Origin of the sequence: uncultured Campylobacter sp. (assembly GCF_938039245.1) — a bacterium.
Lineage (GTDB): Bacteria > Campylobacterota > Campylobacteria > Campylobacterales > Campylobacteraceae > Campylobacter_A.
Genome location: NZ_CALHVN010000003.1, coordinates 1 through 26,369, shown reverse-complemented (window position 1 = coordinate 26,369; position 26,369 = coordinate 1). Strand labels below are relative to the sequence as shown.

Below are 26,369 nucleotides of genomic sequence, written 5' to 3'. Positions count from 1 at the left end.
CCTAAATTTTAACGCCTACGCACAAGCAGTTTTCGTTCCGAGGTTTCGCCTGTTTTCATGCTTTGCAGCTAAACTTAACTTAGCTCGTATTTGACGTCGCCGCTATTTTGCCGATAAAAATTTAAACGAAAATTCGCCGATTTATTTTTATCGCTAAAAAGGGCGGCCAAATCTCGCTTAGTTTATAAATTCGCTCAAAACAGGGCCCGCAAACGTAAAGATTAAAATCCCGAATTTAGCAAATTCTAATTCCGCAAGCATAAACGCGCTTCATCGTCCCAAGCGGCAAAATCACGCTAGCTCTGCTTTGCGCGCCGGTATGGGGCAATCTAAGCCGCGCGTCGTTTCTGTTTCGTCCGCTAAAATACAAAATATCTATATCAAGCGTTCTAGGCGCGTTTTTAAAGCTTCGCACGCGCCCCAAACGCCTCTCCAAATTTGCCGTTATTTTTAAAATTTGCCTCGCGGCAAGGCTCGTTTGCACAAGCGTTACGGCGTTTGTGAAATCAGCCTGCTCCTTAAACCCAAACGCCTCGTTTATGAGGAGCGCCGAGTTTTCGACGACGTGAAACCTGCTATCTCGGCTGAGTTTAAAATGCAGCCGATTAAAACGCTTTTTCACGTCGCCGATATTGCCGCCGAGCCCCAAAATAACGCTATTTTTAAAGCCCGGTTTAAAATCAAAAACCTTCGGGAAAAAGAGGCGTTTGCTAAAGCGCCTTGCCCCCGCTACTCTCATAAAATTTCAGCCCCGTTTTCGCGCACGACCACGACGTCCTCGATGCGCACGCCAAACTCGCCGGGTAAGTAAATCCCAGGCTCCACGCTAAAGACCATGCCCTCTTTTAGCACGGTATCTCCGCGCTTTGAGATAAAGGGAAGCTCGTGGATATCGACTCCCACACCGTGTCCGGTGCTGTGAAAAAACGCTTCGCCAAGGCCCTGAGCAGCGATAAAATCCCTAGCCGCCGCATCGATCTCGCGCGCTTTTTTGCCAGGCATAACCGCCGCGATCGCCAGAGCTTGCGCCTCTTTTACGATCTCGTAAATTTCTTGCCGTTTGGCATTTTTAAAATTTTGCTCTTTGCCAAAGTTAAAATTTTCGTCAAAGCACGCCGTGCGTGTCCTATCGGAGCAATAGCGATTAAATTTAACCCCCGCGTCAAGCAGGAGCAAGTCGCCCTCTCTCAGCCGCTTTTTACTAGGCAGAGCGTGCGCCTTGGCGGCGTTTTCGTTGATCGCGACGATAGGCGAAAAGCTAAGCCCGAGTTCGCCCTTTTTCTTAAAGATGAGCTCGGCGTTAAAAAACAGCTCCTCTTCGCTCATCCCTTCGCCGTTAGCGCGCACGAACGCAGCAAATTCGTCAAATCTTTCCGCACCTAGCTGCGCCGCTTGCTTTAAAATTTTTATCTCGTCTTCTGATTTTACTATGCGCGAAATTTGCGAAAAATTCGCCCGCGCCTTAAATCTTATCCCAAGCCCCTTACTTAGCGCTTCCCACTCGCCCGCGCTAAAATCGTACGGGTTGTAGCTAAGCTCACGAGCGCCCGCCTTTCGCAAAAACAGCCGCGCGTCTTTTATCAAATTTCGCTCGACCTCGATCACTTCGGTATCTTTGCAAAGCTCGCGCGCCTCGATGCTATAACGCGCATCGGTGAGGAAAAATTTGCGCCCCGCAAGGCTCAAAAATATCGCGTTGTCGCAGCTGTATCCGCACTCGTAAAATACGGCGTTTTCGTCCTTTAGGATAAAATTTTTCAAATTTTGCCTCGTTTTACTCCGCTTTTTCGCCCGCTCTTGCGGCTTTCATGGCTTTTATCTGCTCGAAAATTTGCAGCATCGCGATCATGGCCAGGTGGTAGCCCACAGGCCCAAAGCCAACGATTTGTCCCGCGGTTACCGGCGCTATGAGGCTTTTTTGGCGGAATTCTTCGCGGCGATGGATGTTGCTGATATGCACCTCGATGACCGGAAGTCCGACGGCTGCGATAGCGTCGCGGATCGCGATAGATGTGTGCGTGTAGGCGGCTGGATTTATGATGATGCCGTCAAATTCGCCGAAGCACTCTTGGATCTTATCCACCAGCTCGCCCTCGAAATTGCTCTGAAAAAACTCGATCTCTATATCGTTTTGCTCGGCAAAAAGCTTCATCTGCCCGTGGATATCCTCCATCTTCATCGAGCCGTAGACATCGGTCTCGCGCGTGCCTAGCATGTTGATATTCGGGCCTTGGATGACCATTAGTTTAGATTTTGTTTCCATTTTTAGCCTTTTAAAAGATTTAAATTTAGCCTTGATTATACATTTTTTAAGCTAAATTTTCGCTACAATCACGAAAAATAGGAGCTTAAAATGATCATCGTTAAACCGAAATTTACAATGCTGTGCGACGAAAATTTTACACTTTTAGAGGACGCGGCGGTCGCCTTTGATGAGCGTATCAAGGCCGTGGGCGAGGCCGAGGAGCTGCGCAAAAGATACCCTAACGCGCAGTTTTTCGAGTATCCTGACGCCGTTTTGGCGCCGGCTTTTATCAATCCACACATACATCTGGAGTTTAGCGCGAACAAAACCAGCCTCGTTTACGGCGATTTTTTAGAGTGGCTTAACTCCGTTATCGCCTCTCGCGGCGCGCTCTCGCAGGCGGCAAACGATGACCTCATCGCCTCTGCGATAAAAACCATGCAGCGTAGCGGAGTGGCGAGCTTCGGAGCGGTGTCGAGCTTCGGCGGAGATTTAGATGCGTGCGCGAACTGCGGCGGCAGAGTCGTGTTTTTTAACGAAATTTTAGGCACGAATGAAGCCGCACTGGAGCAAAATTTGGCAAATTTCACCGCCCGCTTTGAAGCGTCGCTAGAGCGCAAAAGCCCGCTTTTTACGCCCGCGGTTTCGGTGCATTCGCCCTACTCCACGCACCCTGATTTAGCCGCTGCGGCGCTAAATTTAGCCCGCGAGCGGGAGCTGGTCGTCTCGACGCATTTTATGGAGAGCCGGCACGAAAAAAACTGGCTAGAAGGCGGCTCGGGCGGCTTTAAAGAGTGGCTGGGCAAATTTAACCCAGCCGCGCGCCCGCTTTATACGCCAAGCTCGTTTGTAGCGATGTTTGCTGGCATTCGCACGCTCTTTACGCACTGCGTTTGGACGGATGATTTTTCGAGCTTTGACCCGGAGCTTCACAGCCTCACGCACTGCGCGGTTTCAAACAGGCTGCTTAGCAAACGCACGCTAAATTTACGTGCCGCTCTGGACGCGGGAGCAAACATAAACATCGGCACGGACGGGCTTAGCTCAAATATGAGCCTAAATTTCCTTGACGAGCTACGGGCAAATTTGCTCATTCACGCGGATTTTGATCCGCTAGATCTTGCTAAAATCTTACTACTAGCATCGACAAAAAACGCGGCAAAGGCGCTAAATTTAGGCGCAGGCGAGATAAAAACGGGCAAGCTAGCCGACCTAACTCTCTACGGCGGTTTTGCAGACGCTGGCGCGGCGCAGCTACCGCTCATGCTCATTTTACACGCCAAAGGCTGCGAGCGGCTATTTGTCGGCGGTGCGGAGGTAAATTTAAAGCAAATTTAGTAGCGATTTAAACTAGCCGCCAGGCTAAAGACGCGCCGCAAAGTAAATTTAAAGGAGAAAAATGGAAACTAAAATCGGCGATATCTTTGCCGTAAGATTAAAAAGAAAGGGCGTTTATTTCGTCGCGCAGATTCTTAGCGGCAACGATGGGGCGGGACGTTTCGCGGTCGTTTTAGACTCATTTACGAAAGAGCCGCCCGGCCTAAAAGAAGCGGCAAAGCTAAAGCCGTTTTACTTCGATCATCACTTTTGGGAGCGCGAGGAATTTTATCTAAGTACGGATGAAATTTCGGACGCCGAGCCCGTTTTTATCGGCAACGCCGCGCCCATTTGCAAGCCGCCCCAGCAAGCAAGCCCGCAAAATACGGAGCAAATTTGCATGCAGCTTGCGTGGAACGAGCTACCGAAGGATATCAGGGATAAATTTAAGTCCGCGCACAAGCAAAAGCTTGAAATAAGGCAACCGCAAGACCGCGAATTTTATGCCGAGTTTGCGCGGCAAAATCCGTTTTGCTACGAGATAAAAAGCGAAATTTGGGATGAAAATTTAAAAGATTTTTTAGAATCAACGCCGATGATAACGAATATAAAGCTAAGCTGCGCCGCAAAAAGCCTAGATATCTCGCGCACGTACTTACAAGAACTAACCCTAGATACTAGCGGCACGCAGGAAATTTTGCTAAACGACTCGCTGTATAGGCTCACGCTAAAGGGCGATGCCTCGCGGCTAAAAAGCGTGCGCTGCCCCTTTGAAGGCGAACTTTTAGGCATCCAGCTAGAGCTAAAGGGCGGCGGATTTTGCGTTAGCGGGCTTGAAAAACTGCGCGAACTACGGATATTTTCACAGCGCGGCGAGTATGTAGATCTAGCGGATGTTGCGGCGAGTTTTCCGAATTTACGCGAAATTTTCATAAACGCGCAGGGCGGCATGCTAAAAAATATCGATGCGCTTGCTAAGCTAAAACGACTCCAAACCGTCCGGCTAAGAGACGTTTACGGATTTGATAGCTTTCCGGCCAGGGCACAGCTGCCACACCTAAAGCGCCTTTGGCTCCGGTCGGTTCCAAAAACGGTCTGCGAGGCGGCAAAAAGGCAGTTTAAAGACATAGAGGACATTGAAATCAAACAGCCTCGGAGCGATCAGTGGCTAGAGGCGAATTTAAACAATCCGCTACGCGGCTGGGACGGCAGAGATGGCGTAAGCGCGGCGGCGTCCAAAAAGGCGATGAAAGCCTACGAAAGCGCGCACAAAATGCTAAGCGCGCTTAAAAAAGAGCTGGAAACGGCGAGCAAAAAGGCGGCGAGAACGGGTAAATTTGATACAGCTAGCGCAGATAGCGCGGCGGCGCGGGCTAAAGTTTTAAAAGAATTTATCACCGTTTTTAACGCGGTAGGCGCGGGGCGGGGCATCGACACCATGGAGCGCGAGGAGGTCTGGGAGGCGTTTTGCAAGCTTTGCGAGCTAGCCTCGGTAAGCGAAAAAGACCGAGAAAAAATCTGGGAAACAAACGCAGAGTTTTGATTTTCGCTTGCTTTGAAAACTAAGCCCGCAAAGGCTAAAGCTGCAAGCTAAATTTAAGCGACTAGTTAAACCGACCTTAATGCCTAGGCCTTAAATTTAGCAAACTCAAGCTTTAGGATTTGGGTTTTAAAGATAGATTTTGCCGCCAAATTTGATTAAAAATTTCAAGTCCGCAAAAACCAAAGCGCCGAATTTAACCGCCTTTTTTCAAATTCGGCACGAAAATTCCTCGCTTTTAATCTGCAAATTCGCGCCCTCAAATCTCCGCCCAAATGCCATCTAAAACCGACAAAAAATTTGCCGTAAAACGCGCGCTAGCTAAATTTATAAATTTAAATGGTAAAATGCGCCCCGATTTTAAATGTATTAAAGGAAAAAAATGGGATTTTTAAGGTTTATTTTCTCGCCGATCGCGGCGATTTTTAGGTTTATAAACACCTATTTTAAGGCGATGCTGTTTTTACTCATCGTCTTTTTGATATTTTTTAGCGGCAAGGGCGAAAACGTAAATCCGCCCAACCTAACCCAGATCAATCTCTCAGGCGCGATCATGGACGCGGGCGAGGCGCTAGAAAAGATCGAGGCCGCACGCAAGAACGGCGACATCAAGGGCGTGCTGCTTTATATCGATAGCCCCGGCGGCGCACTGGCGCCTAGCGTCGAGCTGCACCTCGCGGTCAAAAATCTACGCGCCGCAAAGCCAGTGGTCGCGTATGCGGGCGGGTCGATGACGAGCGGTAGCTACTACGCGGGTGCGGGCGCAAACAAGATTTTGGCAAATCCTGGCGCATTTATCGGATCGATCGGCGTGATAATGCAAGGCGCGGACGCCAGCGAGCTAGCTGCTAAAATCGGCGTCTCGCAGCAAGTCGTAAAAGCGGGCGAGTATAAAGAGGCGGGGACGTTTCTGCGCCAGTGGAGCAAGATCGAGCGCGAACAGCTGCAAGAGCTCGTAAACGCCAGCTACGAGATGTTCGTAAGCGACGTGGCGGCCGATAGAAATCTGGATGCAAACAAAAGCAAAGAGTGGGCCAACGCGCGGGTATTTCTCGCCGGCGATGCCGCAAAACTAGGGCTCATCGACGAGGTGAGCGATTATTATTCCGCGCGCGCCGAGCTAGAAAAGCTAAGCGGCGTAGCCGAGCCCGTCTGGGCAAAGCCGTCCGTCTACGAAAAAGCGATGCAAAAATTTATAAATCAAGGCGCAAACTCGCTGATCTCGGCGTTTTTTGAGGCTAAGGCGAGGTAAATTTAAAGGCATGCCATGAAAATAATCTCGAAATTTAAAGACAACTACGACTTTATGGTATCAAAATACGGCCTTGACGAGACGCTAGTCTATGACCGTAGAAACTCGACTCCAGTCGGCGCAGATGAGCTATGGAGGCTTAGCGAGGCCGATAAGCCGTTTTTAGAAAACGCTGGTTCGCGCTACAAAGTGCGCGTAGGCAGGGACGGCAAGCTTAGCACTGATTTTTATGCGGGCGAGGGTTTGCCTAGACTGCTTCACTCCGTGATTTTTATCGGCAAAAACTTGGTTCATATTTTCGCCGCCGAGGGCAAAATTTACACCGATTTCGACCTTGCAGAAAACGAGCGAGAGGAGATGTATTTTAACGGCGATATTTTGGCGTTTAAAGACGGATTTTGCGCTTATATCGCCTCGCGGTTTGAGAGCGATATTTTACGCTTTGCCGCGCTTAGAGCAAGCGATCCGGCGGCTCTTAGCAGCGCCGATAGGGCTAGCGAGAAGGAAAATTTAAGCGCGCCAATCGTGCTTTTTAAAAGGACGCAAACTACCGACTTCGTAGCGATAAATCCGCAGATTAGCGCGATGGGGCTTTATCTGGACGCCGATTTCGTCTGGCAAAGCTTGGTAGAGTTTTTATCCGCGAAAAAAGACGCAGAGGCTCCCGTAGGCGCGGTGCCAAACGAGGTAAAAATCGCTAGCAAAGGCTTTGACGTAAAGCGTTCGTTTCGTCCGAAGATGAAATAACGCCTTAGCCTAAATCGCTTTTATCCTTCCCTCCCGCGCGCCGTTTTAAGAGATGAGCTCGGCGCAAAATACGATTCGTTTTTGGATTTTAGGACGTTAATAAATTTAAGCGACTACGCCGCACTTTTTAAATGCTGATAAATTTAACCGCGCCCTTTGCGCCGATAAAAACGCAAATTTAAAATACCGATTTCAAACGCAAAAGCCGCGAAACGATAAAATTTGCCGCAAATTTAAAACATAAAATCGCGCTATCGCTGGTTTTAAACTGCAAATTTAAGGCATCCGTTTCGACGCGACCTGATTTTATCGACGCTTTAAGGCGATGAAAATTTATCGTTTTCTAAGGCGCAAAGCGGCAATCAAAATAAACGCGGCGCAGCCTACCGGCAAAGTCGCACGGCTAGTAAATCTAGCTAACGGCTCGGTCTTATTTGCGAGATAGATTACGGCAAATAAAGCGTAGCGCTTGCAACAAATCGGCGACTAAATTTGCGGCGCTAGCCTCCAGCGCGCAGGCCGAGTTTTAAAATTTACTCCGCCAGCGCCCTTAATCGCTCGTAACCCAGCCCCTCCACAAAAATATAGCTAGCATCGATAAAGCGGTAACTCTCGCGCGGCAAACGCGAGATAAACTCTGAGTAGTCTAGCTCGGCTAGCACGCGGTAGCGGGAGGCCTCGTCGTCCTCATCGCTCTCGTTGCCGTCGTCGCATCCTTCGCCGCCTACTAGCGTAATTTCCCAGCGCGCGACGTCTTTTGGCTTAACCAAGTCCAAATTTTGCCACTCCACGAAAGGCTCGTAAGGCAAAATAGTCGGCACGCCCTGCGTAAGCGCGTACGAGCCGATGATATCGCCTTCGCCGTTTGCACGGTAAAAGCGCTGGTTTGCGCCGTAAGCGTCAAGGTATTGCACCTCGGTTAGGCGCTCGCTAAACTCCTTTGCGGGGCTTTGCGCGGCTAAAATTTCGTCTATGATCGCGCGATTTAGGGCAAAAGGCCTAACGACGCCGTAGCAGTGATTTACGGTCGCGCCGCCCTCTAAATGCCCTTTTATCGCCCGCAAACCCGAGTTTATATCGCGCTCGTAGTCAAATTTTTCTATCGTTTCTCGCGTATAAATTTTTCCGTCCTCGCCCTTGATGTCGCTTCCTAGTCTTTGCGATAAAATTTGCAGATACGAGATAGCCAAAACCCAGTCAAATACCGTCGCGGGCGTATTTACGCGCACTTTGTAGCTTTCCTCTTCGCCGTCGTAGCTAAGCTCAAATCCCCGCCCGCTCTTGCCCCAAATGCCTAAAACTATGCCCTCGCATTCGCCTAAAAGCGAGCCTAAAAACGCCTCTTTATCAAAATTTTCGGCATTCTCGTCTATGCCAAACACCGCCAAATCAGGTATCAGCTCCGTAGTCTTGCCTACGCTCATTACGCTAAAATATCCCAAAAATAGCGGCCGCTTTTTATTTTTGACGCTAAACTCTACGCTCATCGTTTCTCCTTTTAAACCGCGATTATAGCAGATGCGGGAAAAAAGGGGAAGCAAAATTCGGCGCGATTTAGGGTTAAATTTAAGAGCAAGGCGCGGGTTTTGATTTGATAAATTAAGCGGATGAAAAGCGGAGCCAAATCAGACGGCAAATTTGCAAAAACGGCGGGAATTTAGGCGCGTAAAGTTTGCGACGCGGGTAAATTTAGCGCCCGTTTGGGCGCGATGGAAATTTGGCGTGAAGATTTAAGCAAACGACTAAATTTAGGCAAAGCTTTTGCGCGCGTTTTGCGGCGTTTGCTTGCGTTAAAACGCCTAAATTTAGTTAAATCTAGTGACCCAGCTTCCCAGATTCGTATCGACTTTGACCTCGATTATCTTGCCGCATTCCTCATCTAGAGTAAATTTGATCTCTTCGCTAAAATTTAGCTCAAAACCCTTACCCAGCCGCGCTCGCACGTCTTTTAGAGGTATTTTTTGAACCGACTTCCAGTCAAAATCCTCGGGATCGTCCTTGTTTGGCGTCTTCTGCTCTATATCCACGAAATTTTCGTCCCTTTTACCCACGCGGATCGTCGCTTTCGCATCATATCCCAAGCCTATAAAATCGTTCCACCGCGCAGAGCATCTGCCCCTGTTTATCTCCATACCCCAAAGCTCCACGCCGTCTTCTAGCGCCCTAAATATCAAAAATCTCGTATCGTGCGAGCCTATACGGCGGTCCCAGTAGTCTCCGTAGACCGTCGATGTGGTGGTGGTCGTTAAATCTAGCTCGTATGGTGCGGCGTCTTGCGCCGAGGCTACCGCGCCTGCTATCAGCGAGGCTGCAAATGCGGAACATAATTTTTTCATTTTTCTCCTTTAAATTTATTCGTTACTTTTGCGCTAAATTCGGATAAATTTTAGCACAAAATTTGCGGCAAGAGACTGCCGCCTAGCATAATTTATCAAACTCCGCAACGCAAGTTTGCTCGCCGGGCTTCGGCCGCCTCTCATCAAAAGCTGCAATGCGCGGTGCAAACAACGTAAATTTGGCGCAAATAAGGCCTTTGCTTACGGAGTTAAAATTTGCGCTTTTTCAAATACGCCCTCTACGCAAGCCGCCGTATAAAACCGCTTTTACTCCGCCGCGCGCTTGCCGTGCCGCGCTTACGGTAGCAAAGCCGTATTTCGGCAAGAACTAAGAAATTAGCTTGCGGTCGTGGGCTAGTTCTATTGCTGCGGCGAAATAAAACCAAAGGCGACGCGAAATCTAAATCGCTTTGCTAAATTTTGCAAGGTAAGGCAAAATTTAGCGTCGCAGACTCTTAGCCGCAAGCAAAAAATCTAAGCAAGGGGCAAGACGCGCCGCCTAGCAGCTTTGCTTATTGCCTAGCTCGCACGCCTTTTTTCGCATTTGCTTTGCCTTTTTCGCGTCTTTTTTTACTTGTTCGTATCTGTTTTCGTTGAAATTTCCCTCATACAGCCACGCCGCCCTCTCGCAGCCGCCTGTGTAGCCTAGCTTACACGAGCGCTCGTAATACTCCATCATCTCGCCTATATCGCCTCCCGTTCGCTCTATCATCCAGCCCACGTTGTAGCATCCGGGAGCGTATTTTTTGTTGCATAGAGTATTGTTTATCGCAAACGACTGCACCTCGTCGCCTAGCTCTTCTTGCATGAAATTAGCTAGCGCCAAGCAACCGGGCAAATACTCGTAAAGGACGCAGCTAGCCTTGTAATACGCGCTAATCTTGGTCTCGCGCTCGCTCTTATCCGCGGCTTTTACTAGGTTGTTTTTATAAAGTTCGCCCAGATAAAAGCAGCCCTCGCCGTCTCCTTTGGCGCAGGCTAGGCTAAATAGCCCCTCCGCCGCGCCGTAGTCTTGCTTTAAGTTCGCCGCTACCATACCCGCCTGTACGCACTCTTTGGTAGCGTTTAGGTCGGGATTTTTGCATTTTTTGAGCTTTTCTAGCGTATCTGCGGCCAGCAATGGCGAAAGGCTAGGCTCGCTAGCGAATAAATTTATCGCCGCAAGTAGCGCAAATAATAAGATTTTCATTTACCGCCTTTTATCAGTTTTACCGCATCGCAACCGTCTTTACCACCTAAGGCGCATGATTTTTCGTAGTATTTTAGAGCCTGATTTTCATCCGCTTTTACGTCCGCTTCGCCTACGTTGTAGATGCCGCCTAGCTCTTCGCAACCGACCGCGTAGCCAAGGTCGCAAGCCTTTTCGTAGTATTTCATCGCCCCTTTTACGTCTTGTTTAAAGCCCCCGTGTCCGTCGATTTTAAAAAAGCCGAGATTGTAGCACGCGGTAGCGGTTTTTAGCTCATCGCAGGTTTTTTCGAGTAGCTTTTCGCTCGCGGCCGCGTCGCCCTCGTCGATATAAGAAAGCCCTAGTCCCGCGCAGCCTTCGCCGTCTCCTTTATCGCACGCCTCTTTAAAAGCTGCGGCTGATAGCTTGCGCGCCTCTTCGTTGCCCGAAGCGATGTATTCTTCATAATACGCATCGCCCAAAACCGCGCATTTTGCCGCATCGCCGCTTTGGCACTGAGCTTTTAGGCTAGCTAAATTTTCGCTTTGCAAGTCAGTCGCAAACGCCGCGTTAAAAAGCATAACGGCGGCAAATAAAAACTTTTTCATTCGTATCCTTTTTAAATTTTAACGCGTGATTATAGCGAAAAACGTTAGAAATTTAAGGCGTAGCAATTTGGGCGCTACGGATAAAATTTGCGGCAAATGCGAGCGAGTTTTACGGCAAACAAAATACTACGAAGCATAAATTTCCCGCTAAAAGCGCCTTTAGCTAAAATCAAACCCTAAAAGCAAATTTCAGTCGTATTTTAAATTTACGTTTTAGTTCCGACTTGCGGCCTTTAGGGCGTTTTAAGGCAAGAGGCTACGCAAATCGTATCACGTCGCAGGCTTTTGCGCCCAATATTGTCCAAATTACGCAAATCAAATTTTATATTACGGGAAATCGTTTGCTACGCTAAGGCTTGGACCCTTAAATCAACACTTTTAAAATATAGCTATGATCTTAAAAAATATCAGATGATAATTTTTATTAGCTAATATATTTTTCTTTAAGATTTTTGTGCTATAATTCCACTCATAAATCACATCAAAGGAGACGAAATGTCAAAAGTTGTTACTCAATTAAATCAGATTCAGGCCGACGCTCATGCGTTATTCGTTAAATTTCACGACTATCACTGGTATGTAAAAGGCATTCAGTTCTTTAGCGTTCACGAATACACCGAAAAAGCTTATGAAGATATGGCGGAGATATTCGACGATGTCGCTGAGCGCGCTATACAACTAGGCGGTAGAGCTATCACCAAAATAGAAGAGCTAAACAAGCTAGCTCATCCAAAAACAGATAACAAAGATAGCTACACTCCAACCGAGGTTTTAAAAGGCGTTTTGGCCGAGTATGAGCACTTGCTGGGCGAATTTAAAAAGCTAGAAGAAGTCGCTGAGGAAGCAAAAGACAGCACGACCGTAAATATGGCGCAAGATCAAATCGCCAAATACGAAAAAGCTATCTGGATGCTAAAAGCTACTTTGGCATAATTTGCGGGGCGAAAGCCCCCTCCCTACTCGCAGTTATACCCCCCTCTCTCTTTACGCCTTTTTGTCTCGCAAATGTAATTCGCGCCTTGATTTAGTTAAATTTAGCAAACCGTATCTTTTTAAGCAGGTTAAATTTAGACTTGGAACGAGGTACTAAATTTACTCATAAAAACGCGTCGTTACCGCATTAAGAAATATGGAGTTTGCTCGAGTAGTTTATTGATTTGATTTATATTTATGCCGTAGTAATTTTTATCCCCCCTTAAATTTTCGCCGACTTACTTTATGTCTTTGATATATTTCATCGGCTATACGCGTACTAGCGGTAGTAAAGCGGGGGGCGCAGCTCAAATTTTATTTATGTAACGACACTCGCGCCGTCGATACCTTTTGCTACCGCCATAAAGACAAAGAAGATAAATTTGGATATTTTACCGCCACGATAGTAAATTTGGCTACAATTTTTATGATTTGCACTGATAACTTGTTTTTTGTAACTTTATAAAACGAGTAAATTTAGGCAAATGATTTAAGTCCAAATTGCAAAATCAAATTTAACGAAATTTTGCCGCATAGGTAGGCTATTAAGCATTAAACGTAAAAAACTATATACAAAGTAGTTTTTTGCAAGACAACCCAAGCTAAGATTAGCCTGAATCAAAAATAACCGTAGTGCGATAAATTTAAACGCTCGCGTTTCTAGCGGATTTATGTAAGCGAAAAATAAGCATCTAAACCAGGCTTATGTTAATAATTTTACTAGGCTTTAATGCGTCGTCCATTAATGATACCGCTACCGTTTTGGATTTAGTTAGCAACAAGGATCTTTCAAACGCCAAAAAGATGTAACGGCTTGTAGAATAAAATTTCCGCAAAATGGACAGGGCATAATACGAACTATCATAAAATAACACAGATCGTTACATCAATAGACAAATAAGCCGGCTTTGATTTAGTTTGGATAATGCCTTATTGCGTGAGTAGTAGCATTTTCTTTAAAAAAAGCTACTTAAGGCCTTGCTAATAAATACGCATATTTGATTCGCCATGCCAGCTATGTTGCAAAATGTATGTTCAGACATTCTTTACGTAAAAATTTTACATGTAGCTGATTTTAAATTTAGCCAAATAAGACATTTTAGAAATTTTATTTTTTATAAAGGCGCTTTAAATTTTGTCTTTCAGGTTTTTGGGGTGTAACTACGAATATTTTCACATCTGTCATAATTAGCTAAAATTTGGGTGGCATAGAACGGAATACTTTTATAAAAAAATAATAGAGGGCTTCACAACTTATTCTAAACCTACTTCTTTAAATTTACTTCCTCTTCTTACAAGGGTAAAGGCCCTTTATCAGCATAACGATATATTTTAAAGTCCAAAAGTTACTTTACCGACGACATAATAAATTCACAGCACTAGCCGTCAATATACACTTTAAAAAGGTTGATTTGGACTATTTGAGCCCTTTAATCCAATCGGTAGCTTGATCTGACGCACTTGTTTTTAAGTTAGCAATGATTTTGTCGACTTTATATAACTATAAATACAGATAAGATAGAGTAAAACTGGCGATACTGAAGATAAATAGAAAAATTAAGTAATTTATATAACCATCGGTAAGAAAATTAAAATAGTAAAAATAAACCTCGGAACTAAGCCCGAGGTCTTAAATTAGAATGAGTATTTAGCTTGGAATCTTAAGAATTTAGTCTTATCTTTCGAGCTATCTTGGTGTTTATTGATTTCATAAGCGTAGAAGCTTGAGAACTGAAGCTTAGCGCTGTAATCATAAGATAGTCTAGCTACATACTCTTGATACTTCTCTTTTACGTTTGCAGCATCTCTAACTTTACCATTAGAGTATTCGCCGCCTAGTCTAAATTTATCAGCAAAAGTATATCCGCCTTTTAAGAACCAGAAGTTACCTCTACCTTGAAGAGCAGTATAATCAAGAGCTGATTTTATCTCGCCAACCTCTATAAATGAACCTTGATCCTCTAGACTTACAAAACCGTTAGCTTTATCATGAACTTTATATCCGATATAACCGGCAGCTACATCAGCACCAAATAGTTTAGTACCAAGCTCAGTAGCGTAAAAATCAGTATCTTTAAAATTTGCGCCTACATCATTGTCTATATCCGCGTGAGCATATTGCGCTCTTGCTCCGACATTAACGCTATCGGTAATATCAAGGCTTAAGTTTACGTCACCTATGATAAGATTAACTGAATCAACTAAAGATGCATACCATAGTTGAAAACTTACCGGATCATAAGAACCGATAGCAGCTACTGCATATAGGTTATTATTGAAAATACCAGGAGCATTAGTGTAAATAGCACCGTCGCTCTCGTTGTTGTTCTCTAGAGCATCAAATGCAAATGCGGTTAGAGTCAAGCCGGTAATATCTTGATTTTCTACTCTTACGCCGGTACCTACTGCATCATCGGTAAAGAATGAACCTATAGTTTGTTTACCTGCAGTTATAGTAGTAGCACCTACTTTATATCCTAAGTAAAATTCTTTAACATTAAATGGGCTTGAAGTATCAGTGTTGTCAGTTCTATTGTCAGCACCAAAAGCAGAACTATCAGATGAATTGTATCTAAGCGTTAAAACACCAAAGAAATTATCATCAAGCGCAGCTTTAAAAGAAAATTCTGATTTAAACTGATGATGTGCAATCGTATTATTTTTTACGCCGTTAGCGTTTTTGACTGCTACATTGTTATATCTATATCTAGCATATCCTGAAAGGTCTACGTTTTTAATAGCTTCCTCAAGAGGCGTAGCACTTGCTACAGTTGAAAAAGCACCTAGTGCAACCAAAGCTGCCAATGAAATTTTAGCAATCTTCATTTATATTCTCCTAAAATAAAATTAAATATTTTGGAATATTAGCATAAAATAACCTTTAATAAGCTTAAAATCCAAATATTTTCATTAAAAATTACCAAACATTTACCGAAATATAATATAGAAACTGGCATAAAGTAAGAAAAAACTGGAGATAGCCGAGTTTACAAAACTCGGCAAATTTAATTATTTTAGGTAGCTTCCCTGGGTTGGAGTAGTTGAAACATCAGAATTTTCAGTAGAAGAGTCGCTAGATAGTAGTGCATCCTTACCCTTTAAAAAAGCTATTATAGCACCTAAATCATTATAGGTCGTCTTTGCTGCTACGGTTTTCATTAGATTTCTCATATTTCCGCCGTATTCCGAGTCGTTTAGATAGCCTGAAAAAGCAGCTTCGATAGCCTCAGCGCTTATATTAGTTAGCTTTTCCGATGAGCCGTAAGCTCTTTTACTACCATCTTCACCATGACAAGAGGCGCAGTTTTTAGCGTATAGTTCTCGACCTTTTTCTACGCTATATCTTCTTTTGCTATCTACTCCGATATTTAAAAATTTACCTCCGCTATCCGTTTCGGGAGCTTTTTCATAAACGTTTATACTTATGTTTTCGTCTTTAGAATATTTTTCTACCAAACTTTTTAACTCTTTTGCAAATTCGCCCTTTGCCTCAAATATATAACTAGGCTCGTCGGCTGCAAAAGAAAAAATGCAAAGACATGCCAAAAGCGAAAATTTAGTAAATTTCATAAAAAACCTTTGTGGATAAATTTAAAAATCCCAAGCAAATGGAATTTTGCTTGGGATTATAGCATAAAAGAGATCTGTTTTTATTAGAAGCTATATTTTGCTTCAAATCTTATACGATCTTGTTTGTGTCTAAAGTCTCCGTTTTTCTCTTTAGCTGCCGCATAGAATGTAGAGAAGTTAAGTTTTTTGCTGTAAGCGTAGTTACCGCCGATGTTCCACTCATCTCTATCAACTCTTTTTGCATATTGCCAGCTATATCCTTTGCCGTCTATATAGTTAGCAAAAACGCCGAATTTGTCAAATTTATACGAAGCTCCGATAAACCAATAATCATTCTTGTCTTTGATATTGTTGTAGTATTGAGCGCTACCCGTCATCACAGAGTTAATAATCTTAGCAGGGTTGATTAGCTTACCGTTATCTTCGATAGTTACAAACGATTTTTTATTATCGTCGGCTTTAAAGTAGATATAACCTGCATTTAAACCGACTCCAAAAAATCCTACGTCACCCTTAGTAGCAAAGAAATTTGCATCGCCGAAGTCGTTATCGTCAGATTCATTGTGAACGTATTGACCTTGAACGCCTACTTTTACGGCATCAAAATCTAATTTCAAGGCAGCATCAGCCGCAAAAAGATTTGCAGTATCTTCAAGATATGCCCACCAAGCTTTGAAATTTACGATATCATAACTTCCCATAGCTCCTAAGCCATAAAGGTTAAGGCTATTAGTTTTACCGCCCGCGTTTAGGCTTGGCAACAACTTACCGTCGTAATCGCGAATACCGCTGGTCTCAAGAGCATCAAATGCGATACCTACTAGAGTAAGACCCGATATATCAGTATTAACTACTCTTAAGCCCGTACCGGCTAAGTCATCGTCAAAATATGTTCCCACAAACTGTTTACCGGCCGTAATAGTAGTGTTGCCTACAGTATAGCCAAGGTAAAATTCTCTAACTGCTAGAGCGCTTTGAGTATCAGTGGTGTCGGTGTTAAATCCAGAACCGTCCTTTGAATCGTATCTTAGGCCGAGTACGCCGAAGAAATTATCGTCAAGAGCAGCTTTAAAAGTACCTACAAATCTAAATCTATGATTAGCGTTAGTTGTTTTAGCATCGTTAAGCTTTACCTTATCGCTAGTATATCTGTATCTTGCAAATCCTGAAAAATCTACGTTTTTAATAGCTTCCTCAAGCGGAGTAGCATTTAAAGTAGAAAAAGCGCCTAGCGCAACCAAAGCAGCTAAAGAAATTTTAGCGAGTTTCATAATATCTCCTTCGTAAAAGTTGATTAGCGTAATTTTAGCACAAAACCTGGCATTACAAGCTTAATAATAAAATTTTATATACCTAGAGTAAATTTAGGCGAAAATAGGGCATTTAGTACGATATTATTGATACTAGATATTATTAATATATATAAATTAGGGATAAAACTTAAAAACGATAAATGAAAAAAGGATTTTTAAAAATAAAAAAGGGGATACACATCCCCTTTCTAAAAGGAGTTCTAACTTTGATTGCTTGCCGGAATTATAAAATATTTCGGTAAATCAACGGCTAATCAAAGCTGATATTTTCGCTTTTAGGCACGTCGATTACAATTTTTTTAGTCGGTTCTTGCTTTTGCGTGTTTTTTGTGGCTACTTTTTGCTTAGATTTACGTACCGCGCTTTTGCGACTATCGCCGTTTTTTATGAGTATCATATCGGCGATATAGTTATTTGATACTCTGACGTAAACCGTATCGCCGGCTGAGAAATACAACCTACCGCCGCAATATTTACCGCTTGGCAGTTTACCGTTTGAGGCGTCTATAGAGCTGATATTGTAGCAATATTTACCGTCTTGATAGGCTACGTCTAGTATTACGCCGCGCAAAGAACCGTTTAGAGCCGGCTTTTGAACGGGTGGTTTTTGATTTATTTTTTTTGGCGCGGGCGCGTTGCCAGACGACCACGAACATCCGCTTACCGCGAGCGAAATTGCCGCTAGAGTTATAAATTTAAGCTTGAACACTAAGGACGTTCCCGCCGAGTTCGGCTATTCTTTTATTTACACTTTGTGTGGCCTTTTCTATAGTTTTTTGCGAAATTTCAGGCAGCTTGCCGCCCCAAATTTTTTCTGCCTCTTTAAAGCCTCTTTGCATGCCTTCTTTTCCCGCTTGCAATTTTTCCAGATCGTCTCCGGCGGCGTTAATAATAAAATTTGAAATCCTATCCGCAGTATTTGCGATACCGAAAAATCCATTCTCGCTAACTAAATCGCTAGCTTCGCTCTGGCTTAGTTGCCATATAGGTTTGCCCTCGTAGCCGATCGTCTTAAAATCAACGGCCGATAAGATATCTTCGAGAGAATTTATGCTTTTACTTTGAGTGCCGGATACATCGCTAAAATTTGCCGAGCCGCTAAACGTCCAAACTTGAGATAAAAGATTTGAGTTCGAATTTGAGCTTGCAATATCTTGAAAATGAGCCAAATAGCTATTTGTCAGCTGCTTTACGTCGATATTTGCGTAGGCTTCCCGTATATTTTTTTGATCCGAATTTACTGCTTCCTTGCTACCTTGAACTTGCGGAGTATATGGATTTTGGCGTAGGGCGTTTACACTAGTTTGCATATGTTATCCTTTAAATTTTACTATGCATTATATATCGTCAAAATTAGAATAAAGTTAAGGGGCAAAATTTATTTTACCCTATCGCCGACGTGACCGTTGTAGACGATATCCTTCGCATCAATGTTTTCATCGAGTAGTATATCGCTTATCTTGCCGCTTTTTTTAACGCTTTCTATATCGGCGGCGAGGTCTTCTTGATAGCTGTAAATCATCGCCGCGCCACTAACGCCCTCAAGTCTTTCAAGCGTTTTAAAGCGGTTTATCTCCTCGTCTAAATTTTCCACGCTCATCACGACCACTATCTTGCCTTCCTGCGCGGCGACGACCTCGCAGCCCTTTACTTGCTCTATTTGCGAGATTATTTCTTGCTCGCTTGCGCCGTCTTTTTTATAGACGACTAGGCTTGATATATTCATTTTACGCTCCAAAATTTAACTTCTTTTTCGTATGCGACGCTAATTAGCCTGCCTCCGTTTGAGAGATAAAGTCCGTTTAAAATTTGCTGCCCCGTCTTTACGATAGCGAGTTTTTTCTTGCTCGCTACGTCGTAAACGGACACGTCGCTTTGCTCGCCGTTCATAAACGCTAGACTTTTGCCGCTGGGGCTAAGCGCGGTCGCATAAACAATAAAATCCGCCTTAAAATAACTCGTCTCGCCGTTATAAACGCCGGCTTGCTTGTCGATACTTCCGACCGAAACGACGCCGTTTTTATAGTCGATGTCGTACATATTGTCTTTAAAGAAATTTAGCGTCTGCTCCGTCTGGCGCGTTTTTAGATTATAGATATAAATCACGCCGCTTTCGGCTCCGATGGCGATTTTATCGCGGGTTTCGTTTATTTCAAAATCCACGTAGAGAGCGATTGAAAATTTATGTTTAAAGACGGCCTTTTTGCTATCTAGGTCGATGAGATAAATTTCGTTGCCAAAATCCGATACGACGGCGGTTTTCGCGTCGATAAAAAAGGCTTTTTTGGCGGATTTATTTTCTAAACGCATATTGCTAGCCTCACTCCAGCCAGCGCCTTCTTTTTTAAAAACGTACAAATACCTCTCGTTATAATCCATCTCGGCTAAAACCAAAAGCGCGTCGCCTAGGCGGTCGATGCTAAAAATTTTAGCCGGTTCCGCGTCGCTAAAATGCGTTTTTACCGTACGAAATTTAATCGGTTCTAAAAATTCGCCCGCTTTTATGTCGTAAATATCAAGCTCGCCGCCGTCCGTGCCTAGATATAAAATTTCATCTATCAAATTCGAGCTTATAACGTTTGCACCCGCTTTTATCGATTTATCTGGCTGCGAGATTTCAAGCGGCATGGCCGATAAATTCGTAAAATTTAAACAAAAAAAAGCCGTAAAAAATAAAATAACTTTTTTCATAATGCCTCCATTTTGATAGAATTCACGAAGCAAACCTCCATACACTGCGCGCAGCCGGCGCATTTTTGATTTATACTCGGACGAAAAACTCCGAAAAAGTCAATCGCCCTAAATTTGCAAATATCTTGACAACTGCAGCAAATCGTGCCGTTCCAAGCAAGGCAGGCATTTACGTCGATGGAAAATTTAGCTTGGATTTTAGAAGAAAATTTTAAATTTAAAACCTCTCGTCCCGCATCCTCGCAAGCTAGCGCGCATTTTTCGCAAAAATCGCAGCCAAAGGATTTAAATTTAAAATTTACTCTCTCGTTTTCAAAGCTTAAAAGCTCTTTTTCGCAGGCGCTAACGCAAGGCGCGTCGCAGCCCGCACAATCAAATTCGCCGCAAAAATAAGGCGGTGCGATGAAATTTTGAGCGGGTTTACCGCCCAAAATTTTAGAAAAAATTTTACGCCTCGAAGCGTCCGCCGTCATTATCTGACGCCCTCGTTTAGCACGTCAAGAAGGTTTGAGCGACTTGTCGAGTTTGCGTCGCGATACTCAGGCTTAAAGTTATTTTTAAATTTAGCCTCTACGTTAGCCTGCGGTACGTGGCACGTAGTGCAGTTAAAGCGGTCGTCGCTAAGCTTGCCCTCAAGGTCTTTTTTATTCCTTATGCTATAAAGGTGCGATTTAGGGATCGGAGTCGCGCCGACGTCTTTTGCGACTTCGGGCATATGGCAGCTAACGCACATATTATTATCCGCCGTGATAGGAATGAGTCCTTCTAAATCATGAGGGATTAGCGGCGGAGCGTTTTCAAAAGAGCGGTCGTATCTTTTTGATTCGCCCGCGGCCGGTTTGGTCCAGTTAATATCGGCTAGTTTTATATCGTCTTCGTCGATAACGTCGTTAGCGGCGCGCAAGATATTTAAGTCTTTGGCGTCTTTACCGTCTTTTAGCTTTACTTTTTCTTTTTTATCGGAATTAGTTTTTATCTGCTCCGTTTTTTGAGTTTGCGCGGAGCTAGATGATTTTTGCTCTTCTTTAGCTTCGGCACAGCCCGAAAATATGAGGACGGCGCATGCCAATCCCGCCAAAATTCTCGCCTTCATTGATTTTTCTCCTTTAAATTTCTAATGTTAAATTTTAAAGCATCGTCGCCGCAAACGTCGATACAGCGTCCGCAGCTAATGCACTCGCTAGATTTTATAAACCCGCTTTGCTTGCCGATAATGCCCAGCACTTGATTTTCGGGGCAAATAAGCTTACATTTCATGCAGTTGGTGCAATTGCTCGCGTTATGTTCTATGCGTAAAAGCGAAAATTTGCCGACGACCGCGTAAAAAGCGCCCAGAGGGCAGAGCTTTGAACAAACGAGTCTATCGCCCAAAAATGCGTCTATAGCAAACAACCCAAAAGCAACGAATAGCCAAAGCGTACCGCCGTAGATAATGCCGCGCTGCACGATACCTATGTAACTAACGCCCTCAAATGCCGGCGCGCCCGTAACTAACGATAAAAAAAGCGTAAACGCGAGGATATAATATCTAGCGTCTCTCGTAAAATTTACGAATTTTTTATCTTTGTCGTAGCCTAGCTTTACCCTAAACCAGCGAGCAGTTTCGGTGATGATATTTACGGGGCAAATCCAGCTACAAAAGGCTCTAGGAGCGATAAAAGCATAAAAAGCTAGTATTATCCCCGCTCCTAAAACGGCGGTAGAGCCGATAGAAAAACCCGCTAAAAACAGCTGCAAAACCGCAAACGGATCGCTAAGCGGAACGACTCCAAATAGCAAAGACGAGCTGAGATTGCCTTGTAAAATTTTAACTCCATAATAGTTACTCGCAAAAAATAGAGCCAAAATCAAAATTTGACTTATTCTTCTTAAAATCAAATATTTCATAGCAAATCTCCGCCGTTTAGATAGTCGTTTAGCTTTTTATCATCGCCTTTAAAATCTTTCGGCGTTACGTCTTTTAGCTTTTTGTCTTGCCCTTCGATCCAGCCTTCGACGTATTGTTCATTACTAGATCCCAGCCCTATTTCGCGTGGAAGCACGAAAATAGAAGCCTTAGGCGTCACGCAAACTTGCTCGCACATACCGCAGCCCGTGCAGTAATCGGCATCTACGACCGGTTTAAAAAACGCATGCTTTTGCGTTCGTTCGTTGCGAACGTATTCAAGCTTTAACGCCTTGTCTATCAAAGGGCAAGCGCGGTAGCAAGCGTCGCAGCGAAGTCCTTCGTAAGCGATGCAAAAATTAGGATCTAGCACCGCTATACCCATTTTAGACTTATTTATATTTAGCTTGCCGTTATCTTCGCTTACCAGCTTCACGTCTAACGCACCCGTCGGACAGGCGACCGTGCACGGGATGTCCGGACACATATAGCACGGAATTTTACGCGGCGTAAAAAACGGAGTGCCGTAAGGCAATCCGTCGTCTAAATCCGCAAGCATAAGCGTATCCCAAGGACAGGCTTCTACGCACAGCCCGCAACGTATGCACTCGCTAAGAAAATTTTTCTCTTTTAGCGCGCCGGGCGGTCTGATGAGTAGAGTTTGGGCTTTAGCCGTCGTTTGCGTACTCCAGATGAAACCGCCCGCGAGAACCAAACTAATCGCTTTTAACCCGAATTTTAAAGCCTCTCTTCTATTTTGCATTATTAAGCCTTGTAAATTTTAACCGCACATTTTTTATAGTCGGTCTCTTTTGAGATCGGGCAAGTCGCATCTAAGCAGACTTTGTTGATATATACGTTTTCATCGAAAAACGGCACGTACACTAGGCCCGAAGGGGTTTTGTTTCGTCCGCGAAGATCAATTCTTGCTTTTACCTTGCCGCGGCGAGACTCAACCCAAACTACGTCGTTATGTTGTAAATTTAGCTTTTGCGCATCGCCCTCGTGCATATAGCAAAGCGCCTCTGGAACAGCACGGTAAAGCTCAGGAACGCGCATAGTCATAGTGCCTGTGTGCCAGTGCTCCAAGACGCGGCCCGTACATAGCCAGAAAGGATACGTAGTATCAGGCATCTCGCACGGATCCATATAAGGACGGAAGAAAATTTTGGCTTTATTGGCGATCGAAAATTTCTCGTCGCCGCTAGTTACTTTTGCTAGATCGCCTTTTTGCAACTTGGCTTTTTTATTTCCGTAGAATGCAAACTGCTTGCCGTCTTCGGCATATTTTTTGGCATACGGATCGTATTTGGCGTTAAATCTCCACTGAGTTTCTTTACCGTCTACGACGGGCCACCTTAGTCCGCGCACTTTGTGATAAGTATCAAAGTCGGCTAGATCGTGTCCGTGACCGGAGCCAAATTTGCGGTAGTCTTCCCAAAGGTATTTTTGGATGAAAAATCCGTATCCCTCAAATACCTTTCCGTCTGAGCCGACTACTTTTCTGCTATCGCCGAAAACTTCGGAGTTATCGAAATCTTCCATTATAGCGTCTTTTGCAGGATAGCTCTTAGCCTCTTCGTTTGCGAAAAGCACGTCAAATAGCGTATCTTCTTCGCTATAACCCATGGCTTTTGCCTCGTCTAGCACGCTTGGAAGCGTTAGCTTATCGTCCACTTTTTGTTCGCCCCAAACCTCTTTTAGCTTAAAGCGCTTAGCAAATTCCAGCATTTGCCACGTGTCGCTCATCGCTTCGCCTACCGGAAGGACTTGTTGTCTCCAGTGCTGCGTTCGGCGCTCAGCATTACCGTACGCGCCCCATTTTTCGTAAATCATCGCAGTAGGTAGGATCAGGTCGGCAACCTTAGCCGAGATGCCAGGATACGGATCTGAAACGATGATAAAGTTATCCATCTCGCGAGCGGCTTTTATCCAGTGGTTTGCGTTTGCGGTATTTTGCCACGGGTTATTTACCTGCACCCACGCCCATTTCATCTTTCCGTCTTCCATATCGCGCATCATTTTTACGTAGTGGGAGGCGACTTTCGGATTTAGCGTGTTTTTAGGAAGTTTCCAAATTTTCTCGCTTATTTCGCGGTGTTCGGCGTTATCTACGACCATATCCGCAGGCAAGCGATGAACGAAAGTACCGACCTCGCGTGCCGTTCCGCATGCGCTTGGTTGTCCCGTTAGCGAGAAAGCGCCCTCGCCCGGTTTTGCGTGTTTGCCAAGTAGCATATGTACCATATAGGCTTGCTCGTTTACCCAAGTGCCGCGTTGGTGCTGGTTAAAGCCCATCGTCCAAAAGCTAACTACTTTTCTGCCCTTTTCGATATACCAGTCGACTAGTTGCTTTAGTTTTTTCTTAAATTCTTCCAAATCCTCGTTTGGATCGCCTTTTATTAGCGGAGCGGAGAAATCAAGCGTATAAGGTTTAAGCGCTTCTTTAAATTCCTCAAACGTGATTTGCCAATGCTTGCCCGCGGTAGCCGTATTTTTATTTTCCATCACGTCGCCCTCTTTATAGCCTAGATAGCCCAGAGTTACGCCTTCGTTTTTGCTTAGTTTCTTATGAAGCTCCGTCTCTACGACGTCTTTTTCGTTTGAGTAGTTAGGATGATTTGGATTATTTCTAAGCCCGTAACCGATATCGGCAGGTCCCGTCGCAAATACGCAGTGGCTATTTACGTAGTCCCAGTCGATGGCTTCTGGATGATTATAAACGATCTCGTGAGCGATGTAGTTCCAGATAGCGACGTCTGACGAAGGAGCGAATAAAATTTCCATATCGGCGATGTTTGAGGTTCTAGTCGAATAAGTAGAGATATTTACGATTTTTACGCGTTCGGGATCGCTTAACTTCCTATCGCTTATACGCGCCCAAAGTATCGGGTGCATCTCCGCCATATTCGCGCCCCACGGTACGATAGTATCGGTTAGCTCTATGTCGTCGTAGCAGCCCGCAGGCTCGTCTATACCGAACGTCTGCATAAATCCCGTAACCGCGCTAGCCATGCAGTGGCGAGCATTCGGGTCTATGGAGTTGCTTCTGATGCCGGCTTTCCATAGCTTAACCGCCGCATAACCCTCTAAAATAGTGTATTGACCAGAGCCGAAAACGCAGGCTGAATGCACGCCGTTTTTAGCCATGGTTTCTTTATATTTTTCAGCCATGATATCAAAGGCTTTTTCCCAGCTGATCGGTTTAAATTTACCCTTTTTGTCAAATTCGCCTTTTTCGTTTACGCGAAGAAGAGGCTGAGTGATACGGTCTGAGCCGTACATGATTTTAGCGTTAAAATAACCCTTGATGCAGTTTAAGCCGCGGTTTACCGGCGCTTCCGGGTCGCCTTTGACGGCTACGATTTTGCCCTCTTTGGTTGCGATCATTATACCGCAACCCGTTCCGCAAAACCTACATGCCGCCTTATCCCAGCGCCAGCCCTTTTCCGCCTCGTTACCCGCAGCGCTAAGGCTTGAAGGAAGCGCTATACCGGCGCTTGCGCACGCAGCGGTTGCGGCGGCGCTTTTTATAAAATCTCGTCGATCCATTGTGTTTTCTCCTAGTTATTTTTTAAGATAGTTCTTAAAAATTACGGCGATATTAGCTGTTAAAAGCTGAATTTGGGTTGATGAAAATTAATTAGTTTTTTTGCAATATTTGTTATTTAAATTGAGACAAAAAATATCTTTATTATCCTTATTTTTAGGGCTAGGAACTGATTCAAACGCGAAAATATATTTTTCTATACGACTAAATTTAAAGACACGTTTTGATAACCGAACGCATAAATTTTTAGGTCGTGCCGACAAATATATAAAAAAAATGAGTAAAATAGTAACACAGTATCATAAAAAATTTTGATTTTTGAAAAAAATTATGACACGAAGCGATGTTTTATAAATTTGCAAATAATTAAACGCCCTACTTGAGATAAATTTAAGTTAGAAACGAAAATCATAAATTTTCAAGACGACGTCGCACGAAAATCTCATAAATTTAGCACCGCTTCGTATTTAATGACCGTTAAGCACGACCGATATATCAAATCTACCTTTAACGATTTATAAAGCAAATACGATATATAATCTCATTTTTATTTTAAAATCAAGGGAGAATAATGAGACTTAGTATTTTTGCTTCAGTCGCTATTTTGGCTACTTTTGCTGCCGCAGATGCAAAGACGGACGGCTACTCGGTGATGCTTCCAAGCGTAGAAGTCGAAGGCATTTCCGAGCAAGATAACCTAAAAGGCTACGTCGCATACGATAGCGCGGAAGTAAACAGAAACGGACTTAGCAACAAGCAAACGCCTCAAACCATCGAAACTATCGATATCCAAAAAAATCGCAACTACGGCACGAATGATCTCTCTAGTATCCTAGAAGGAAACGCGGGCATCGACGCAGGCTACGATATGCGCGGCGAGAGTATAAAAATAAGAGGCTTTAGCGTAGACGGCGGAGACATATATAGAGACGGCGTGAGAGACTCGGGTCAGATCAGGCGCAGCACCGCAAACGTCGAGCGCGTCGAGATTTTAAAAGGACCAGCTTCTATCCTATACGGCAGGAGCGACGGCGGCGCGGTCGTAAATTTAGTCAGCAAAAAAGCAAATTTTACCCCTGTTTATAAGGTTTCTGGCAGATACGGCAGCTGGAGTAGATGGGGGCTTGGCGCGGACGTAACTATGACTCTGTTCAGCCATGTTTAGCTATCAGATC

General features: G+C 44.4%; 25 protein-coding genes. 6 read left to right on the top strand and 19 right to left on the bottom strand.

Going from position 1 to position 26,369, the window contains the following annotated elements; translation table 11 throughout:
- Positions 1 to 235: 235 nt before the first annotated feature.
- From folK to aroQ, 3 genes are read right to left on the bottom strand one after another with little or no spacing between them, the layout of a single operon-like run.
- Entirely contained in the window at positions 236 to 739 is a 504-nt protein-coding gene (gene folK, locus Q0218_RS01030) for a 2-amino-4-hydroxy-6-hydroxymethyldihydropteridine diphosphokinase (RefSeq protein ID WP_297965451.1), read from the bottom strand.
- Positions 736 to 1,761, bottom strand: coding sequence for a M24 family metallopeptidase (locus Q0218_RS01025; protein ID WP_297965449.1), 1,026 nt, complete (start codon positions 1,759 to 1,761; stop codon positions 736 to 738). The genes folK and Q0218_RS01025 overlap by 4 nt, the downstream gene beginning before the upstream one ends.
- Positions 1,762 to 1,774: 13 nt before the next feature.
- Complete coding sequence (gene aroQ, locus Q0218_RS01020) at positions 1,775 to 2,263, bottom strand: type II 3-dehydroquinate dehydratase (RefSeq protein ID WP_295143131.1); 489 nt, start codon at positions 2,261 to 2,263, stop codon at positions 1,775 to 1,777.
- 90 nt (positions 2,264 to 2,353) lie between these two features.
- Between aroQ and Q0218_RS01015 the strand changes: the two genes are divergently transcribed.
- The 4 genes from Q0218_RS01015 (at position 2,354) to Q0218_RS01000 (ending at position 7,101) form a co-directional block, all read left to right on the top strand.
- On the top strand, positions 2,354 to 3,583 hold the full coding sequence (locus tag Q0218_RS01015; protein ID WP_297965447.1) for a metal-dependent hydrolase: 1,230 nt from the start codon (positions 2,354 to 2,356) through the stop codon (positions 3,581 to 3,583).
- Between the two features lie 61 nt (positions 3,584 to 3,644).
- Positions 3,645 to 5,105, top strand: coding sequence for a hypothetical protein (locus Q0218_RS01010; protein ID WP_297965445.1), 1,461 nt, complete (start codon positions 3,645 to 3,647; stop codon positions 5,103 to 5,105).
- A 379-nt stretch (positions 5,106 to 5,484) separates the two neighbouring features.
- The gene (gene sppA / locus Q0218_RS01005; protein WP_297965444.1) at positions 5,485 to 6,354 is read left to right on the top strand and encodes a signal peptide peptidase SppA; all 870 of its coding nucleotides are present in this window, start codon (positions 5,485 to 5,487) and stop codon (positions 6,352 to 6,354) included.
- Between the two features lie 15 nt (positions 6,355 to 6,369).
- Positions 6,370 to 7,101, top strand: a complete 732-nt coding sequence (locus tag Q0218_RS01000) for a hypothetical protein (RefSeq protein WP_297965442.1) — start codon at positions 6,370 to 6,372, stop codon at positions 7,099 to 7,101.
- Positions 7,102 to 7,634: 533 nt separating this feature from the next.
- Here Q0218_RS01000 and Q0218_RS00995 read toward each other — a convergent pair.
- The 4 genes from Q0218_RS00995 to Q0218_RS00980 all read right to left on the bottom strand — a co-directional run bounded on the left by Q0218_RS00995 (position 7,635) and on the right by Q0218_RS00980 (position 11,213).
- Complete coding sequence (locus Q0218_RS00995; RefSeq protein WP_297965440.1) at positions 7,635 to 8,588, bottom strand: DUF4299 family protein; 954 nt, start codon at positions 8,586 to 8,588, stop codon at positions 7,635 to 7,637.
- 318 nt (positions 8,589 to 8,906) lie between these two features.
- Positions 8,907 to 9,437 carry a hypothetical protein gene (locus Q0218_RS00990; protein WP_297965438.1) on the bottom strand — a complete coding sequence of 177 codons (531 nt, stop codon included), beginning with the start codon at positions 9,435 to 9,437 and terminating at the stop codon, positions 8,907 to 8,909.
- A gap of 499 nt (positions 9,438 to 9,936) precedes the next feature.
- Complete coding sequence (locus Q0218_RS00985; protein ID WP_297965437.1) at positions 9,937 to 10,626, bottom strand: tetratricopeptide repeat protein; 690 nt, start codon at positions 10,624 to 10,626, stop codon at positions 9,937 to 9,939.
- Positions 10,623 to 11,213: a hypothetical protein gene (locus Q0218_RS00980; RefSeq protein WP_297965435.1), complete on the bottom strand. Its 591-nt coding sequence runs from the start codon at positions 11,211 to 11,213 to the stop codon at positions 10,623 to 10,625. The genes Q0218_RS00985 and Q0218_RS00980 overlap by 4 nt, the downstream gene beginning before the upstream one ends.
- 495 nt (positions 11,214 to 11,708) lie before the next feature.
- On the opposite strand from Q0218_RS00980, the gene Q0218_RS00975 reads away from it, so the two are divergent.
- Positions 11,709 to 12,146, top strand: coding sequence for a DNA starvation/stationary phase protection protein (locus tag Q0218_RS00975; RefSeq protein WP_297965433.1), 438 nt, complete (start codon positions 11,709 to 11,711; stop codon positions 12,144 to 12,146).
- Positions 12,147 to 13,820: 1,674 nt separating this feature from the next.
- Here Q0218_RS00975 and Q0218_RS00970 read toward each other — a convergent pair.
- The 12 genes from Q0218_RS00970 to napA form a co-directional block, all read right to left on the bottom strand.
- Positions 13,821 to 15,011, bottom strand: coding sequence for a major outer membrane protein (locus Q0218_RS00970; RefSeq protein WP_297965431.1), 1,191 nt, complete (start codon positions 15,009 to 15,011; stop codon positions 13,821 to 13,823).
- 183 nt (positions 15,012 to 15,194) lie between these two features.
- Entirely contained in the window at positions 15,195 to 15,755 is a 561-nt protein-coding gene (locus tag Q0218_RS00965) for a cytochrome c (protein ID WP_297965429.1), read from the bottom strand.
- An 83-nt stretch (positions 15,756 to 15,838) separates the two neighbouring features.
- Positions 15,839 to 17,026 carry a major outer membrane protein gene (locus Q0218_RS00960; protein ID WP_297965427.1) on the bottom strand — a complete coding sequence of 396 codons (1,188 nt, stop codon included), beginning with the start codon at positions 17,024 to 17,026 and terminating at the stop codon, positions 15,839 to 15,841.
- Between the two features lie 292 nt (positions 17,027 to 17,318).
- Positions 17,319 to 17,777, bottom strand: coding sequence for a hypothetical protein (locus Q0218_RS00955; protein ID WP_297965425.1), 459 nt, complete (start codon positions 17,775 to 17,777; stop codon positions 17,319 to 17,321).
- On the bottom strand, positions 17,764 to 18,378 hold the full coding sequence (locus Q0218_RS00950; protein ID WP_297965423.1) for a hydrogenase-4 component G: 615 nt from the start codon (positions 18,376 to 18,378) through the stop codon (positions 17,764 to 17,766). Before Q0218_RS00950 ends, Q0218_RS00955 begins: the two co-directional genes overlap by 14 nt.
- Positions 18,379 to 18,446: 68 nt before the next feature.
- Positions 18,447 to 18,794, bottom strand: coding sequence for a chaperone NapD (locus Q0218_RS00945; protein WP_297965421.1), 348 nt, complete (start codon positions 18,792 to 18,794; stop codon positions 18,447 to 18,449).
- Positions 18,791 to 19,759 (bottom strand): hypothetical protein, encoded by a 969-nt coding sequence (locus tag Q0218_RS00940; RefSeq protein WP_297965419.1) that lies wholly within the window; start codon positions 19,757 to 19,759, stop codon positions 18,791 to 18,793. The genes Q0218_RS00945 and Q0218_RS00940 overlap by 4 nt, the downstream gene beginning before the upstream one ends.
- Positions 19,756 to 20,232, bottom strand: a complete 477-nt coding sequence (locus Q0218_RS00935) for a 4Fe-4S ferredoxin (RefSeq protein WP_297965417.1) — start codon at positions 20,230 to 20,232, stop codon at positions 19,756 to 19,758. The genes Q0218_RS00940 and Q0218_RS00935 overlap by 4 nt, the downstream gene beginning before the upstream one ends.
- Complete coding sequence (locus tag Q0218_RS00930; protein ID WP_297965414.1) at positions 20,232 to 20,852, bottom strand: nitrate reductase cytochrome c-type subunit; 621 nt, start codon at positions 20,850 to 20,852, stop codon at positions 20,232 to 20,234. Before Q0218_RS00930 ends, Q0218_RS00935 begins: the two co-directional genes overlap by 1 nt.
- Entirely contained in the window at positions 20,849 to 21,646 is a 798-nt protein-coding gene (gene napH, locus Q0218_RS00925) for a quinol dehydrogenase ferredoxin subunit NapH (RefSeq protein ID WP_297965412.1), read from the bottom strand. Before napH ends, Q0218_RS00930 begins: the two co-directional genes overlap by 4 nt.
- Positions 21,643 to 22,407, bottom strand: a complete 765-nt coding sequence (gene napG / locus Q0218_RS00920) for a ferredoxin-type protein NapG (RefSeq protein ID WP_297965411.1) — start codon at positions 22,405 to 22,407, stop codon at positions 21,643 to 21,645. Before napG ends, napH begins: the two co-directional genes overlap by 4 nt.
- Before the next feature lie 2 nt (positions 22,408 to 22,409).
- Positions 22,410 to 25,196 (bottom strand): nitrate reductase catalytic subunit NapA, encoded by a 2,787-nt coding sequence (gene napA / locus Q0218_RS00915; RefSeq protein ID WP_297965409.1) that lies wholly within the window; start codon positions 25,194 to 25,196, stop codon positions 22,410 to 22,412.
- 569 nt (positions 25,197 to 25,765) lie between these two features.
- Here napA and Q0218_RS00910 point away from each other — a divergent pair.
- Positions 25,766 to 26,359 carry a TonB-dependent receptor plug domain-containing protein gene (locus Q0218_RS00910; protein WP_297965408.1) on the top strand — a complete coding sequence of 198 codons (594 nt, stop codon included), beginning with the start codon at positions 25,766 to 25,768 and terminating at the stop codon, positions 26,357 to 26,359.
- Positions 26,360 to 26,369: the final 10 nt, after the last annotated feature.